This window comes from Kitasatospora sp. NPDC056446 (genome assembly GCF_042796115.1).
Classification (GTDB): Bacteria; Actinomycetota; Actinomycetes; order Streptomycetales; family Streptomycetaceae; genus Kitasatospora.
In genome coordinates, this window is record NZ_JBHTRF010000127.1 from 1 (window position 1) to 13,913 (window position 13,913).

The 13,913-nt window shown below is 74.4% G+C and carries 12 protein-coding genes and 1 tRNA gene; 9 read left to right on the forward strand and 4 right to left on the reverse strand.

What is annotated here, in order from left to right; genetic code table 11:
- Positions 1-14: 14 nt before the first annotated feature.
- Together ACFQ6N_RS38905 and ACFQ6N_RS38910 are read right to left on the reverse strand one after the other, a co-directional pair.
- The gene (locus tag ACFQ6N_RS38905) at positions 15-413 is read right to left on the reverse strand and encodes a hypothetical protein (RefSeq protein ID WP_380658870.1); all 399 of its coding nucleotides are present in this window, start codon (positions 411-413) and stop codon (positions 15-17) included.
- A 6-nt stretch (positions 414-419) separates the two neighbouring features.
- Entirely contained in the window at positions 420-1,682 is a 1,263-nt protein-coding gene (locus tag ACFQ6N_RS38910) for a hypothetical protein (RefSeq protein ID WP_380658871.1), read from the reverse strand.
- Positions 1,683-1,958: 276 nt separating this feature from the next.
- On the opposite strand from ACFQ6N_RS38910, the gene ACFQ6N_RS38915 reads away from it, so the two are divergent.
- From ACFQ6N_RS38915 to ACFQ6N_RS38930, 4 genes are all read left to right on the forward strand, one after another.
- Positions 1,959-2,035, forward strand: a tRNA-Met gene (locus tag ACFQ6N_RS38915).
- 633 nt (positions 2,036-2,668) lie between these two features.
- A complete protein-coding gene (locus ACFQ6N_RS38920; RefSeq protein WP_380658881.1) occupies positions 2,669-3,505 on the forward strand; it encodes an NmrA family transcriptional regulator in 837 nt (278 codons plus the stop codon).
- An 83-nt stretch (positions 3,506-3,588) separates the two neighbouring features.
- The gene (locus ACFQ6N_RS38925) at positions 3,589-4,263 is read left to right on the forward strand and encodes a hemerythrin domain-containing protein (RefSeq protein WP_380658872.1); all 675 of its coding nucleotides are present in this window, start codon (positions 3,589-3,591) and stop codon (positions 4,261-4,263) included.
- 321 nt (positions 4,264-4,584) lie between these two features.
- On the forward strand, positions 4,585-5,121 hold the full coding sequence (locus ACFQ6N_RS38930) for a DUF1772 domain-containing protein (protein ID WP_380658874.1): 537 nt from the start codon (positions 4,585-4,587) through the stop codon (positions 5,119-5,121).
- Positions 5,122-5,196: 75 nt separating this feature from the next.
- Here ACFQ6N_RS38930 and ACFQ6N_RS38935 read toward each other — a convergent pair whose 3' ends face one another.
- Positions 5,197-6,651 (reverse strand): alpha/beta hydrolase family protein, encoded by a 1,455-nt coding sequence (locus ACFQ6N_RS38935; protein WP_380658875.1) that lies wholly within the window; start codon positions 6,649-6,651, stop codon positions 5,197-5,199.
- A gap of 448 nt (positions 6,652-7,099) precedes the next feature.
- Here ACFQ6N_RS38935 and ACFQ6N_RS38940 point away from each other — a divergent pair, with 448 nt between their 5' ends.
- From ACFQ6N_RS38940 to ACFQ6N_RS38960, 5 genes are all read left to right on the forward strand, one after another.
- The gene (locus tag ACFQ6N_RS38940) at positions 7,100-8,431 is read left to right on the forward strand and encodes a sensor histidine kinase (protein WP_380658882.1); all 1,332 of its coding nucleotides are present in this window, start codon (positions 7,100-7,102) and stop codon (positions 8,429-8,431) included.
- On the forward strand, positions 8,428-9,090 hold the full coding sequence (locus tag ACFQ6N_RS38945; RefSeq protein ID WP_380658876.1) for a response regulator: 663 nt from the start codon (positions 8,428-8,430) through the stop codon (positions 9,088-9,090). The genes ACFQ6N_RS38940 and ACFQ6N_RS38945 overlap by 4 nt, the downstream gene beginning before the upstream one ends.
- 297 nt (positions 9,091-9,387) lie before the next feature.
- Positions 9,388-9,711 carry a hypothetical protein gene (locus ACFQ6N_RS38950; RefSeq protein WP_380658877.1) on the forward strand — a complete coding sequence of 108 codons (324 nt, stop codon included), beginning with the start codon at positions 9,388-9,390 and terminating at the stop codon, positions 9,709-9,711.
- 116 nt (positions 9,712-9,827) lie between these two features.
- Entirely contained in the window at positions 9,828-11,693 is a 1,866-nt protein-coding gene (locus tag ACFQ6N_RS38955; RefSeq protein WP_380658878.1) for a hypothetical protein, read from the forward strand.
- Between the two features lie 56 nt (positions 11,694-11,749).
- The gene (locus ACFQ6N_RS38960) at positions 11,750-12,310 is read left to right on the forward strand and encodes a hypothetical protein (protein WP_380658879.1); all 561 of its coding nucleotides are present in this window, start codon (positions 11,750-11,752) and stop codon (positions 12,308-12,310) included.
- Here ACFQ6N_RS38960 and ACFQ6N_RS38965 read toward each other — a convergent pair.
- Entirely contained in the window at positions 12,307-13,641 is a 1,335-nt protein-coding gene (locus ACFQ6N_RS38965; RefSeq protein ID WP_380658880.1) for a M64 family metallopeptidase, read from the reverse strand. The genes ACFQ6N_RS38960 and ACFQ6N_RS38965 overlap by 4 nt on opposite strands.
- Positions 13,642-13,913 lie beyond the last annotated feature (272 nt).

The window sequence follows — 13,913 nt, forward strand, 5'->3', positions numbered from 1 at the left end:
TCGCCCACCCCCGCCTAGTGCGGGTCGCCCCGCCCCACCGGCGGTCCGCGGGCGGGGCCGCGGGCCGCCGCGCCCCGGTGCCAGCCGCTCGGCACCAGCAGGCCGCCGCCCGCGCGCACCGCGCCGGCGACCGCGGCCACCGCCTCGGCGAGCACGGCGGCCACCGCGGCCCGCGCGGGCGGGTCGTGCAGCCACACGCGGCCGGTGTCGAACCAGAGCGCGCCGGGCGTGCGGGAGGAGGACCGCAGGACGGGCGGCTGCCCGGTGGGCAGCGCGGGCAGCCGGGGCGGGCGGGCGAGCAGCGCCTCGACCAGCCGCGCCGGGCCCGGCGCGCCACCGGACGGGCTCACCACCGCGTACCCCTTGGCCAGGCGCTGGCGCAGCGGACCGGAACGGTAGAGCGCGACGAGCACGGCAGATCAGTCCTCCCAGATCCGGGGATCGTCGATGGCCCGCTCCCGGCGCCGCGCCTCACCGGCGGCCAGCCCGCGCAGCGGCGGCAGCAGGGTGAACGCCAGGGCCGTCGCGGCCAGCGCGGCCAGCGTGCAGACCAGCAGGTTCAGCGGGGACGGGGCGCCCCAGAGCGCGCCGGCGGAGTAGGCCAGTCCGAACGGCAGCCCCACGGCGGAGATCAGGCCCAGGGCGAGCGCGCCGCGCCGGGAGCGTGCCGTCTCCACGTACCGGGCGGCGTCCGCCAGCGCGGTGCCGGTGGCGGTCAGCAGGTCCGGCAGCCGGTGCTGCTCCTGGAAGCGTTCCAGCAGCTCGTTGGCCTTGGCGCGGGTGGTGATGTGCGAGGACCAGAGTGCCCGGCGCAGCTCGATCGCGCGCCGCTCCAGGCTCAGCAGCCGGTGCCCGTCGGCCTCGTGGGCGTGCAGCCCGGCGACCGCGTTGGCGAGCCGGTTGAGCCCGAGCACCTGGAGGCGTCCGAGCAGGAAGGTGTCGAGGTAGATCGTCCGGACCAGTGCGGCCGCACCGGCGTGGAACACCGCGTCGCCGCCCGGGTCGGGCGAGGTGCCGACGAACGCGGCGCCGTCGCGCAGCACCAGGGCCTGCCAGTCGGCGGAGAACCGCACCCGGCCGGCGAACAGTCCGTCGTCCTGCGGGTCGGGCGGGAAGCGCTCCAGCGGGGTGGCGGAGGCGAGCAGCCAGAGCCACTGGTCCCGGGCGCCCCAGGCGGCGTACGCGGCCGGCATCGCCTCGGGCGGGCTGCCGGCGGCGAAGGTGACGTGGCAGAGCGTCCAGGGGCGGCGGCCGGGCTGCGGCAGGCGGGCGCCGGGCGGCAGGGCGGCGGCCAGGAGGGCGCCGCCGCGGGAGGGGTCGGCGAGGTACGGGAGGTCGGTGAGCGGCTCGGGGGAGAGCCGGACGTGCAGGACGGCGAGGCCCTGGTGTCCGGCGGCGGGGCCGAGGACGGCGGGCAGCCGGAGGAGTTCGACGGCCTCGACGGCCGGGCCGGGGCCGTCGGGGTCCAGCGCGCGGTGCCACCGGGCGGGCCGCTGCGGCGAGCCGTACAGGGACTCGGCGACCCGTGGTTCGAAGTACGTCATCCGCCGGGCCCGGTCGGCCGCGCCGTCGCCCAGCGCCACCGGCAGCGGGCCCTCCGTCCAGCCCTTGAGGTCGGGTTCGTCCGCCGTCCCCCACTCGACCTCGACGACCACGAAGGCCGACCCCCGTCGTACGATCACGCGCACCTCATCCGTTTCCGCCCGTCCCGGAGTGGGCAATGGTAGCGAATCTGATGGATGGTCAATATGGCTTACACATAAGGAAATCGCCCTCCTGGGGCGCGCGGGGCACGAGGGGCGCGCGTGGTGCCAGAGCGCGCCCCCGGGTCGAGGTTGGTGGGGGCGGGAGCCGGCCCCGGGGTCACGGGGTCCCCGCGCGCGCTCGGCCGTCGCCGGTGCTCCGACCAGGGGCGATTTCCCATCGGCCGGGTCTGTCGCCTACAGTGGAACTACCGACGCGGGGTGGAGCAGCTCGGTAGCTCGCTGGGCTCATAACCCAGAGGTCGCAGGTTCAAATCCTGTCCCCGCTACCACCGGAAGCCGGGGTCGACGTGAAAGCGTCGGCCCCGGCTTCGTCGTTGTCCGGCCGGGCCGTGGGCGCTTTCCGCGCGGGCCGCCCCCGCTGCTTTCCCGTCCCCTCCGCTGCTTTCCCGTCCCCTCCGTCGCCTTCCCCTCCGTCGCCTTCCCGCCCGGTGCCGGCGAGCCGCTGCCGCCGGGCCTCCCGCCAGTGGATCGCCGACGAACCGCCGCCGCGCGGACCGGGCGGCGGCGATCCCGGATTCCGTGCGCCCGCAGAGGAATCCCGAATTCACGACCGGCGCGCGGAATCACCGCCGGGCCCCTCCGCCCGGTATTCGCGGCCGTTTCCGACGGCGGTCGAGGAGGGGTCGAGAGGTGCTGGAAAAGGCTTTCGGGCCGGGGTGGCCTGTGTTGTGGTGGGTGGCGGGAAGGCCCCGGCCGCGGACCGAAGGCGGCCGTGGGCGGGCGGAGCACCGCTGGTGAGCGGTGTAGACGCTCGCACATGGACGTGAGTGCGGCGGCTATGGGCCGACCCGACCCGGGGGGATTTGAATGGTGCCACGACGACGAACCGATCGGACGCCACCGGCGCCGCCGGCCAGTCGGACTCCTGTGATTCCTCCGTGTCTTCGAAAGAGGTGGTCGTGATGGCTGGTGTGGTGGATCTCGCTGTCGATGCCGGTGTCGTGCTGGTGGTCGGTGGGACGGGGAAGACGGGTCGGCGGGTGGCGGAGCGGCTGGTGGCTCGTGGGTACGGGGTGCGGGTGGGGTCGCGGTCGGGTGCGGTGCCGTTCGACTGGAACGACCCGGGGACGTGGGAGGCGTCGTTGGAGGGGGTGAGTGCGGCGTATCTGACGTACTACCCGGATCTGGCGTTCCCGGGTGCGGTGGAGGCGGTGGGGGCGTTCTCGCGGTTGGCTGCCGAGCGGGGTGTGGGGCGTCTGGTGCTGTTGTCGGGGCGTGGTGAGGAGGCGGCGGAGGCGGGGGAGAAGGCGGTGATGGAGTCGGGGGCCGCGTGGACGGTGGTGCGGTGCGCGTGGTTCAACCAGAACTTCAGTGAGTCGTTCTTCCTGGAGCCGGTGCTGGCGGGGGAGTTGGCGTTGCCGGTGGGGGGTGCGGTGGAGCCGTTCGTGGATGCGGATGACATCGCGGATGTGGTGGTGGCTTCGCTGACGGAGGCGGGGCATGGGGGTGAGGTGTACGAGTTGACGGGGCCGCGGTTGCTGTCGTTCGCGGATGTGGCGGTGGAGTTGTCGCGGGCGGTGGGTCGTGGGGTGCGGTTCGAGGCGGTGTCGGCGGAGGTGTACCGGGGGGTGTTGGAGGAGGCGGGGTTGCCGGGTGACTTCGCGGAGTTGTTCTCGGTGATCCTGGATGGTCGTAACGCGTCGTTGGGTGATGGTGTGCGGCGGGCGTTGGGGCGGGAGCCTCGGGACTTCGCGGACTACGCCCGGGACGCCGCCGCCACGGGCGTGTGGAACGTGTGAGCCGGCTCGTCCGGGGCGGCGCCGACCGGGCGCCCCCGGGCGGGCGTCGCAACGGAATCTGAACGGACTCTGGAGGTCTGGTCATGTCGGACGGCACAACGGTCTGGTCGAGCGAGTCGGGCATCGGCGCACTGCCCGGCCACATCAAGGGCTTCGGCCTGATGCACGTGGCGATGCGCCGGGACGCGGCGCGGCTGAGCGCCGCCGCCGCACGGGGCTCGTCGGGCCCGTCGGGCGCGTCGGGCTCCGCCGGCTCCGCGGCGGAGCTGGCGGAGTGGTTCGGGCGGCTGCGCGCGGTGATCGACTGGCACCACCACAGCGAGGACGAGATCCTCTGGCCGTACCTGCGGGACCGGGTCGCCGGCTTCGACGGCGGCGGGGTCCTGGAGGAGGACCACGAGGCGCTGGACCGGTCGATGCGGCGGGTCGCGGGCGTGCTCGGCTCCGGCCTGCGCGCCGAACTGCCCGAGGCCGCCAAGGGGTTCGAGGACTTGGTGCGCGAACACCTCGGGCACGAGGAGCCGGTGGTCTTCCCGGCACTGGCCGGACTGCCGGTGGACGAGTACCTGCGGGTGGAGCGCCGGATCATCCAGAGCGCGCCGACCCAGGTGATGACCTACCTCCAGCCCTGGATGTTCGACGGCGCGGACCCGGCGTCCGTCCGGGCGGTGTCGGCGACGATCCCGGCCCCGGTGCGGCTGATCGGGCGCACGGTCCTGGAGCGGCGGTACCGGCGCACCCTGGCACCGGTGCTCTGAGCCGGCCGGCCCGATACCCGGCTGCCTGGCCGGTCTGGCCGGTCTGGCCTGGCTGGCCTGGCTGGTCCGGCCCGGAACCCGGTGCCGGCGGCGTCCCGCCCGCGCACCGCAAGACGCGGCACGCGCCCTCTTGCGGGCCCGGGTTCCGGATGTCGCGGTTCCGTTGCGCGGTGCACCGCACGGTGGGCGGTGTCGTGTGCACCAAGTTCGTCGGCACCGCAGTCCGCGGGGCCGGGAGAGTGAAGGGGTCCTGAGATGCGTTCGGATCAGACCGCGGTTCCGCTGTCGTACTCCGCGCCGTCGGCCATCGGAGGCGTGGGAATGGGGAGTTCGGTGCAGGCCGTCGGGCAGCACAAGGCGACCGGGCCGCTGCTGGTCGGTGCCACCATCGCGATGGGGCTGATGGCGGGGCTGTTCTTCGCCTTCGACGTGGCGGTCATGCCGGGCCTCGCGGCCGCGGACGACCGGACGTACGTGACGGCGATGCAGCACATCAACAAGTCCATCGAGAACGGCATGTTCGGCCTGGTCTTCGTCGGCGCCTTCGCGGCGACGGGCCTGGCGGCCTGGCTGCAGCACAAGGCGGGCCGGCGGCAGGCCGCCCTGTGGACGGCGGCGGCGACGGCGCTGTACGTCGTGGCGCTGGTGGTCACCATGGGTGTCAACATCCCGCTCAACAACCAGCTGGCCGCGGCCGGTGACCCGTCCCAGATCCACGACTTCGCCGCCGTCCGCGCCCAGTTCGCCGATACCTGGGTCCCGGTCAACATGCTGCGCACCGCGCTGTGCGCGGGCGGCCTGGCCGCGCTGACCCGCTCCCTGGTGCTGCACGGCCGGTTCGGCCGCGCCGGCCGCTGAGGCCCGCACCACGACCGCACCGGGTGCCCGTCCGCCGTGACGCGGACGGGCACCCGCATGTCCCGGGACAGCAGGTCAGTGGCTGTCGCCCGGGCGGTGGACGGTCAGGCTGCCGTAGGCCGAGAGCGCGCCCGCCGGGTCGGCGGGCCTGTCCCGCAGCACGGCGTCCAGGAAGGCGAGGGTGGCCCCGGCGACGACGCGCGGGCTCTCGGTGCGGCCGAGGGAGCCGACGATCGAGGGCACGGGCGGCAGGTAGAGGGGGCCGTCCATGAAGGTGAGGTGCGCGGCGCCGGGGATGGTGAGCCGGTAGTTCGTCGCGGTGCCGGACGCGAGCGCCTCGGTGAGGCGGGGCAGGTAGCGCGGGTCGGTTCCCCGGGTGAGGTCCTGGGTGAGCGCCAGCGTCGGCTGGACGAGGGCGGGGGTGGCGGGGCCGTGCGGGAAGCCGTCCAGGTCGATGACGGCGCCGAACCGGTGGTCCTGCCGGGCCGCCTGGAGGGCGGCGGCACCGCCCATGGAGTGGCCGGTCACCGCGACGCGGGCGGTGTCCAGGCGTCCGCCCAGCGGGTCGGCGTTCCCGCCCCGGTCCAGACCGTCCAGCCGGGTGAGGACGAAGCCGAGGTCGGCGGCCCGGACCGCCGTCCAGTCGGCTGCCAGCTTCTCGTCCTGGGCGGCGTCGCCGCTGGAGGAGGTCTCGGTGGTGACCGTCCGGCCGTCGTCGAGGACGACGGCGGCGGAGTCGTACGGGTGGTCGAGGGCGGCGACCACGTAGCCGTGGCTGGCGAGTTCCTCCGCCCAGGCGGTGTTCTGGGTGCGCACCCCGCCCGACCCGGGGGAGAACAGGACGAGCGGGAACCGCTCGCCGCCATCGGCCGGCGGGGCGTTGAAGACCGCGTGGGTGCGGGCCCGGGGGACACCGTCGACCAGGAAGCCCGGCAGGCCGACCCCGCGGGCGAGGGCCTCGGACACGGTGCGCGCCTCGGCCTCCGTGCGTCCCAGGTACTGGGCCCGCCGGGTGCCCTCGGGGCTCTGCCGCGCGGGGTACCAGAGCTGGACGACGACGCTGCGCCGGTCGTCCGGATCGGCGGTGAAGGTCTCGGGGCGGAGCGGGTCGGTCCACTGCACCACACGGGTGCCGACGGCGAAGCCGCCTGACGGCTCGGGGAACACGGGCACGGGAAAGGCCCAGGCGGCCACCGGGCCCGCGGCGAGCAGGCCGGCGCAGGCCACCGACCCCGGCAGCGCCAGCCACCAGCGGGCCCGCCGGGCCGGCCGGCCGGAACGGCGCCGCAGCAGGGGGGAGAGGGCGAACGGCAACGCCAGGGCGGCGCCCGCCAGGGCCGGCAGCAGCTGCCAGCGGATGCCCGTCACGCCCAGCACGATCGCGGACGGCAGGAGTACCGCCCCGGCCGCGATCGTGACGCGTGGGCGGGCGGCGGGGGGAAGCCAGCGCGCCACCACCAGTGCGACGGCGCCCAGGACGGCAAGGATTTCGAGGGGGGACATGGACAGCCCCGTGATGATCTCGGTCACCCGGCCCATGCTCGGCGCCGGGCGGGCGCCGCGGCATCGGCCCCGGGTCGCCGGGGTCTGCGACCAGGGTCGCCGTCCGTGGGGGCCCGGGTGCCACCGGAGTCGCAGTCGAGCACGCCGGAGCAGCGGTTGCCCTACGACCACGGGAGGTCGTGGGACTCCTCCTGGGGTCGTATCCCGGCGCGGTGCGATCAGACGGCGGGATCATGTGCGACGCGGGGGCGGCGGCCTACCGTGACAGGGCTGCGGCAGGTGCCGGGCGGCGCGGGGCGTACGGTCCCCGTACCCGGCCCGGATCCGGCTGCCCGCGGTGGCGGTCCCGGCCGGGGCCGCCGTGACGCCGAACCGACAGGGACGTGTGATGACCGAGGCGGCCGCAGGGCCCGGCCACGCCCACCGGGTACCGGACCGTGTCCGAGACCGAGACCGAGACCGTGCCTGGGTGTGGATGCCGGTGCGGGCGTGGTGGGCGAGGACGGCCGCACGGCTGACGGGGTACGCCGACCGGGCCTCCGCACGGGCGGTGCGACCGGTGGCCGCCGCCGGGCGCTGGGGCTCCCGGCTGCCGCCCGTCCTGTGGGACTCGCTGCTGCCGGCGCTTCTCCTGCTCCACATCGTCACCACCCGCACGCCGCGGGAGCTGCCGCAGGCCCTGGCCCTCACCGCCGCCCTGGCACTGCCCCTGCTGTGGCGGCGCCGGGCCCCGCTCACGGTGTTCGGCGCGGTGGCGGCCGCGGCCTTCGTCCAGTGGCTGACGGGCGTCCAACTGCCCGCCGACGCCGCCCTGCTGGTGGCCCTCTACACGGCGGCCGCGAACTCGGGCCGGCGCGGCACCCTCGTCGCCGGCGCCGTCGTGGAGGCCGGGGTCCTGCTGGCCTGCCTGCGCTGGGCGACGGAAGGCGCGTTCCTGACCCCTTTCGTCGCGGTCACCGCGATGGTTGTCGCCGCCGCCGTCCTCGGGGTGAACGTGCGGACCACCCGCGCCTACCTCGCGGCCGTGGAGGGACGGGCCGCCCGACTGGAGCGGGAACAGGAACAGCAGGCGCGGCTGGCCGTCGCCGAGGAGCGGACGCGGATCGCCCGGGAGATGCACGACATCGTCACCCACAACCTGTCCGTCATGGTCGCGCTCACCGACGCCGCCGTCTACGCGCAGCACCGGGCGCCCGACAAGGCCACCACCGCGATGCTCCAGGTCTCCGAGACGGGCCGGCAGGCCCTGACCGACATGCGGCGCTCCCTGGGCATCCTGCGGACCGACGAACCGGACGCGGAGCGCCACCCGCCACCCGGCATCGCCCAGCTGGAGGCCCTCGCCGAGCAGATGTGCGCCGCCGGGCTGCCGACCCGCGTCGAGCTCCGGGGCGGACACGCCCACATCCCCGCCACCGCCCAACTGACCGTCTACCGCCTGGTGCAGGAAGCCTTGACCAACACCCTCAAGCACACACCCGCCGGCACCCGGGCGAAGGTCCGGATCGGGTGCACGACCGAGAGCGTCACCGTGGACGTCACCGACAGCGGGCCCTGCCCGGCACCTCCCGGCGCCACACCCCGTGGTGTCACGCCTCCCGGCGCCACACCTCCCGGAGCCGCACCCGCCGGCGCGTCCTTCACCGCCGCGTCCCTCACCGCCGCACCGGCCGGGCACGGCATCCCCGGCATGCGCGAGCGCTCGGCCGCCTACGGGGGGACCCTGCGGGCCGGGCCCCTCCCCGGCGGGGGCTGGCGAGTCCGCACCCGCCTCCTCCTCGGCAGCGGCGGAGCGGTGTCCGCATGACGATCCGCATCCTGATCGCCGACGACGAAGCGCTGCTCCGGATGGCCTTCGGCACGGTCCTGGAGGCCCAGCCCGACATGGCACCGGTCGGCGAGGCCGCGGACGGCGCCCAGGCCGTCCGCCTCGCCCGGGAACTGCGCCCCGACGTCGTCCTGATGGACGTCCGGATGCCCGGGCTCGACGGGATCGAGGCGACCCGGCAGGTCGTCCGGACCTCCCCGCGGAGCAGGGTGCTGATCCTCACCACCTTCGACCTGGACGAGTACGCCTTCGCCGGACTCACCGCCGGGGCCTCGGGCTTCCTGCTGAAGAACACCAGGCCCGAGGAACTGCTCACCGCGATCCGCTGCGTCGCCGCGGGCGACGCGGTGGTCTCCCCGCGGATCACCCGCCGCCTGCTGGAGCGGCTCCGCCCGAACATCCCCGACGGCGCCGGCGCCGACCGCGACGAGCGGCTGGGCCGGCTGAGCGCCCGTGAACGCGAGGTGCTCGTCCAGGTGGGCCTCGGCCTGTCCAACACCGAGATCGCGGCCGCCCTGTACCTCGCGGAGGCGACCGTGAAGTCCCATCTGGGGCGGATCCTGCAGAAGCTCGAACTCCGCGACCGGACACAGGCCGTGATCTTCGCCTACGACAGCAGGCTCGTCCACCCGGCATGACGCCGCCGCCGGAGGTCCTGTCCCGGGAGCGGGGAGGCCCTCGTCCGAGGGCGTCGGCACCCGCCTCCACCACGATCGGATGCGCCGGAGCGTGCGCCGGTGCGCCGGGTCGGTGACCTCGCCCAATTCACTTGCTGAGACACCGTGTTGGCGTGGGGCTCGGATGTGGTGGAGCATGGGCGGGCCCGGTCCCTTGCGGCGCGCTTGCGCCGCAGCCGAGGCGTTGTGCGCGTGCTGGGGGAGGAGGCGGGTCCGATGAGTCCGGTGGATCGTCCGTTTCTGGTCCGGGGGAGGGCGGTGCCCCTGGCCAGGTACCTGGCCGAAGAGCACCTCGAAGGCCTGGTGGCGTGCTCCTGCATCGGGAACGAGGTGAGCATCGACCTCGCCGACACCCGGATCCTGGTCAGCCTGGTCGACGTCGCCGACATGGTCAGGCTCAACTTCGACATGGTCCAGGACGGGCCGGCCAAGTCCCGGTCCTGGTCGCGCCGACTGCCCGTCGGCACCGGCCCGCGCGAGATCGCGGCCCGGATCGCCCTGGACGTCCGCACCCTGGAACGCGAACTCGCGCCGCTGCGCCGCCGCCCGCCGACCGTCCCGGAGCAGCGCCGCCGGAAATGACGGGTGCGGCGCCGGTAGCCCCGCGCGTAGCATCGAGGACCGATCACCGGATCGGGGCGCTTCGGCGGGGCGCGGGCGAGCGGCGCCGACCATACGGCGCGGACGAGGGGGGCGTGTTGGCGGATCGTCATGTCCGGCGGACCTTGGCGCTGAAGAGCGGGCTGCTGTGGCTCGCCGTCTGGTGGCTGTGGATGCCGCTGGTCGCGCTGCTGGTGTGGCTGGTCAAGCACCTCGCGTTCGGCGGCTTCGGCCAGCAGGACCAGAGCTACGTGCTGCTGCTCCAGCAGCAGTTCTTCCCGCACGGCGGGCCGCTGGACGCGACACCCCTGTTCTGGGTCTGGCTCGCGGTGGGGCTGTGCGGCACGGTGGGCGCGGTCGTGTACGTCGCCGAGGAGGCCGGGCCGGACATCAGCTCGCTGCAGCGGACCGTGGCACTGACGGTCGTCCTGCTGGCGGTGGCCGGCTCGCTGGCGCGAGTGGGCACCGGCCTGTGGGACAACGACAAGGACGCCGGCCGCTACTACGCGGCGGCGACCGTGCTCGACATCCCGGCCGGCGGGGCGGGCACGCCGCGTTCGGTGCTGCCGGTGACCGAGCACACCCACCCGGGCGACGGCGACCGCTGCGACCTGGTCGGCACCGCCGACGTGCCGGCCTGCGTGAAGACCATGTCGATGCCGGACTTCCAGTTCGAGGCCCGCACCGCCTCCTACGCGGCGGCCACCAAGGCGCTCACCGACAGCGCGGGCCAGTCCTCCGGCGTCCACCTGATGGGGCACAGCCTGCACTACCTGCCCGACGCCTCACAGCGCGGCGGGGTGTGGACGGCCGTCCTCGACGGCTCCGGCGAACAGCCGATGGAGGGCGTCGCCGTCTGGGACGGCCGCTCCAACTCGGTCGCCACCTGCGCGTTCCGCGGCGACCACGCGTTCGACCGGGCCTTCGGCGGGACGGGCGCCGTCAGCCTGCGCAACCTGCTCGCCGAACGCTTCCCCGGCCTGGTCTACAGCGACCAGGACATCTGGGGGTACTGCGACGGCGCCGACCCCCGCACCGCCCAGCCGGTGGTGGTGATCTCGGTGACGCGGCAGACCGGCTGGCAGCAGCGCACGGTCCTGGAACCGGCCGGGGTGCTGGTCCTGCGGGGCGCGCCGGACGGCCGCCCGGACCTGACGTACCGGGCGGACGCGGCACCGGGCGACCTGCCCGGCGGGGTGTACCCGGCCTCGGTGGTCCGGTCCCAGATCCACGAGATCCAGTGGCTCGGCGGGCGCGGGGCGAAGGACGACCGCGGCTTCGGCTACGCGCACACCTCGGCGTCGACCAACGCCGGCAACCCGGGCGAGTTCCTGCTGCGCTCCAAGACGGACGGCCACCTGTACTACGTGACGCCGCTGGTGCCCCGGGAGAGCTCCTCCCAACTGGTCGTCGCGTTCGCCGTCCTCCAGGCCGACCGGGTCGGCCACGGCCTCAACGACCTGCACGTGTACGTGCGCGGCGACGGCGGCCCCTCGGTGAACCTGGACGTGCTGGCCAGCCGGATGGTCTCGTACATGGCGCAGCAGACGTCGATCACCATCAGCGCCGGGCCGGGCGGCGCGCTGCAGGAGATCGTCCCGTTCGGCCGGGACATGTGGCGCGGCTTCGTGGACTTCAACGGGCAGACCCAGGACTACATCGACCTGTCGGGCGACGCCACGGTGACGCCCAACCTGGTGTCGCTGAACGGGGCCATCACCCCGCCGGGCGGCGGCCAGCCGGTCCCGTCGCCCTCGGCCTCGCCCACCGCGCCGTCGACCGGCGCGCCCTCGCCCACCGCGCCGCCGACCGCGCCGCCCACCGGCACCCCGCCGGGCGTGCCCGCCGGCGGATGCGGCGGCGACCCGGCGCAGTTGACGACCGGACAGCTCGCGGCCTGCGTCGCGGAGCTGTCGAGGCAACTGCAGGGACGCGTCCAGGACCCGGCGCCCGTCCGGCCCTGAGGCCCGTTGTCCGTTACGGGGCGACCGCGCCCCGAGCCTCGCGAAATGGAGCCACCGTGTCCTCGAACGTCTTCCGCAGCGGCATCGGGTGGCTGCACCTCGACCGGGGCCCCGACGGGCTGAGCGTCTGGAGCGTGGCGGAGGCACCGAGGAGCGCGCTGTACGAGGCCGCCGTCGAGGTCAACATTCTGCTCGAAGGCAGCGATGACATCGACCGGGCCGACCTCACCCTGGTCGGCGAGGTGATGGGCAGGATCGACCACTACCTGGAGACGGGGCTCCGCTTCGTGGGCGAGGCCGTGGAGGCCGACCCGGCCTTCTTCGGCCTCACGGAGCCGGAGGCGGAGTCCTACCGGGGCCTGCCCGCCACCGATGTTCCGCTGGACTCCCCGCAGCTCAACTTCTACGCCGACGAGTGGCACCTGCGCTTCGCCGAGGGGCGTCTTCCCATCTGCGACCCCTACGGTCTCGCGGTCGTGTTCCACGGGCAACGGCCGCTGCGGATCGATGACTTGAGCGATGCCACTGACGTCGACGTCGATGTCGACGTCAGTGTGGATGTCGACGGCAGTGGCATCGCCGGTGGAGCGGACGGCTCGGGGCGGCAGGGACCCTAGCGCGTCACCAACCAGGACAGGGTCGCGGTGAGGTTCGCACGCAGCGCCGGGTCCGCCACGGCCGGGGTGGGGTCGGTGGCGACGGCGGTGAGCAGGTGCGGCCGCGAGCGCGGCCCGGTCAGCTTGAGCTCGTCGAGGCCGAGCGCGGTGCGCCCGCGCAGCCCGGCGAGCTCCCGCCCGTCCAGGAACCAGCGCAGCCGGGTCCCGGCCACCGGGAGGTCGACGGTCAGCCGGTCGGCGGCGGTGAGCCAACTGCCGGTGGCGGTGGGGCTGGTGAGCGGGGTCGCGTGACGGTAGAACCCGGCGATCATCGCCTCGCGGCCCGGCAGGTTGAACTCCCGCCCGAGCGAGCGCATGATCGAGTTGTCCGTCGGCCGGTACAGACCGGCCGGGTAGTAGCCGCCGCCCTCGTACGCGCCGACCGTGCCGCCGTCCGGGGAGGCCTGGCCCAGCCAGCGGGACCACTTGCTGCCCTGCTGCCGCATCCGGTCGGCCGTCAGGGTGCTGATGTTGGCCTCGGCCGGCTCGGCCCCCTGGTACGTCCCCTGACCGTCGTACGCGTACTCGTCGGCGAGCTTGCCCAGCGAGTGCCCGGTCTCGTGCACCGCGATCTGCCCCGACCTGGCGTTCCCGCCCGCCACCGTGGCGATGCCCTCGTAGCCGAGCGGGGACTTGACGTCGTTGTAGCCGGCGCCGCCGTACTTGGCACTGTTGGCCACCACCAGTACCAGGTCCGCCTGCGGGGCCTTCGCCGCGTACCGCTCGACCGCCTTCTCGTCCACGCAGAGCAGCCGCTCCACGCCGTCGCACCAGAAGTACGAGCCCAGCGCGGTGTGCCGGACCGTCGCCTGGTCCGGATCCCCGGTCACCCCCGACTCCGGCGAAACGGCGGACACCGCCCAGACGTTGAACAGCCCGCGGTAGGTGGCGTACGGCTCGACGGCGGTCACCTCGCGCCACTTCTCGGCGGCGTCCGCGCGGAACTTCTCCTGCTCCTGCGCGTCGTAGCCGTCGCCGATCACCACCACGTCCAGCTTGGTCGCCGGATCGCCGTTGCGGACCAGCGGCGTCACGTCCCCGTCGCCCCGCACCGGGGCGATCCCCTGCGGGGCCGTGGCGAGGAAGGGGGAGGCGGTCGGCGCCTGGGCGCGGGCGATACTGCCGTCCTCGGCGAAGACCTCCACCGGGCGGGTGGACGGAGCGGGGGACGGATCGGGGGATGGCGCGCGGTCGGCCGGCGCGCTCCAGGCGGGAGTGGAGCCGAGCAGGAGCGCTGTGGCGAGGGCGGCGGTGAGAAGGGTGGCGGTGGTTCCGGCGGCTGGTCGGTGCACGGGTGTCGTCCTCCTGGTCAGGGGTCTTTGGGCTGCCTCCTTCCCGTGGCGAGAACCTGACAACCGTGCGAAACGCAAGGAGCCGGGAGCACCGCCCGTACGACTGGGGGCGGTGGTGCCCGGCTCTTTTGCGTTCTGTGTTCTCTGCTTCGTTGTTTTAGGTGGTGGTGGTGGTGGTGGTGAGGTGGTGGTGGAGGTTGGTGAGGGCGTGTTGGGTGGCGGTGGTGTGTTTGTAGGTGAGGTTGGTGAGTTTGTGGAGGAGTTTGGGCCAG

Bases quoted from the DNA above. Each gene is read 5' to 3' on its own strand.
- ACFQ6N_RS38920 (WP_380658881.1), top strand. From the start codon at position 2,669: ATGGCTGGTGTGGTGGATCTCGCTGTCGATGCCGGTGTCGTGCTGGTG.
- ACFQ6N_RS38925 (WP_380658872.1), top strand. From the start codon at position 3,589: ATGTCGGACGGCACAACGGTCTGGTCGAGCGAGTCGGGCATCGGCGCA.
- ACFQ6N_RS38930 (WP_380658874.1), top strand. From the start codon at position 4,585: ATGGGGAGTTCGGTGCAGGCCGTCGGGCAGCACAAGGCGACCGGGCCG.
- ACFQ6N_RS38940 (WP_380658882.1), top strand. From the start codon at position 7,100: ATGCCGGTGCGGGCGTGGTGGGCGAGGACGGCCGCACGGCTGACGGGG.
- ACFQ6N_RS38945 (WP_380658876.1), top strand. From the start codon at position 8,428: ATGACGATCCGCATCCTGATCGCCGACGACGAAGCGCTGCTCCGGATG.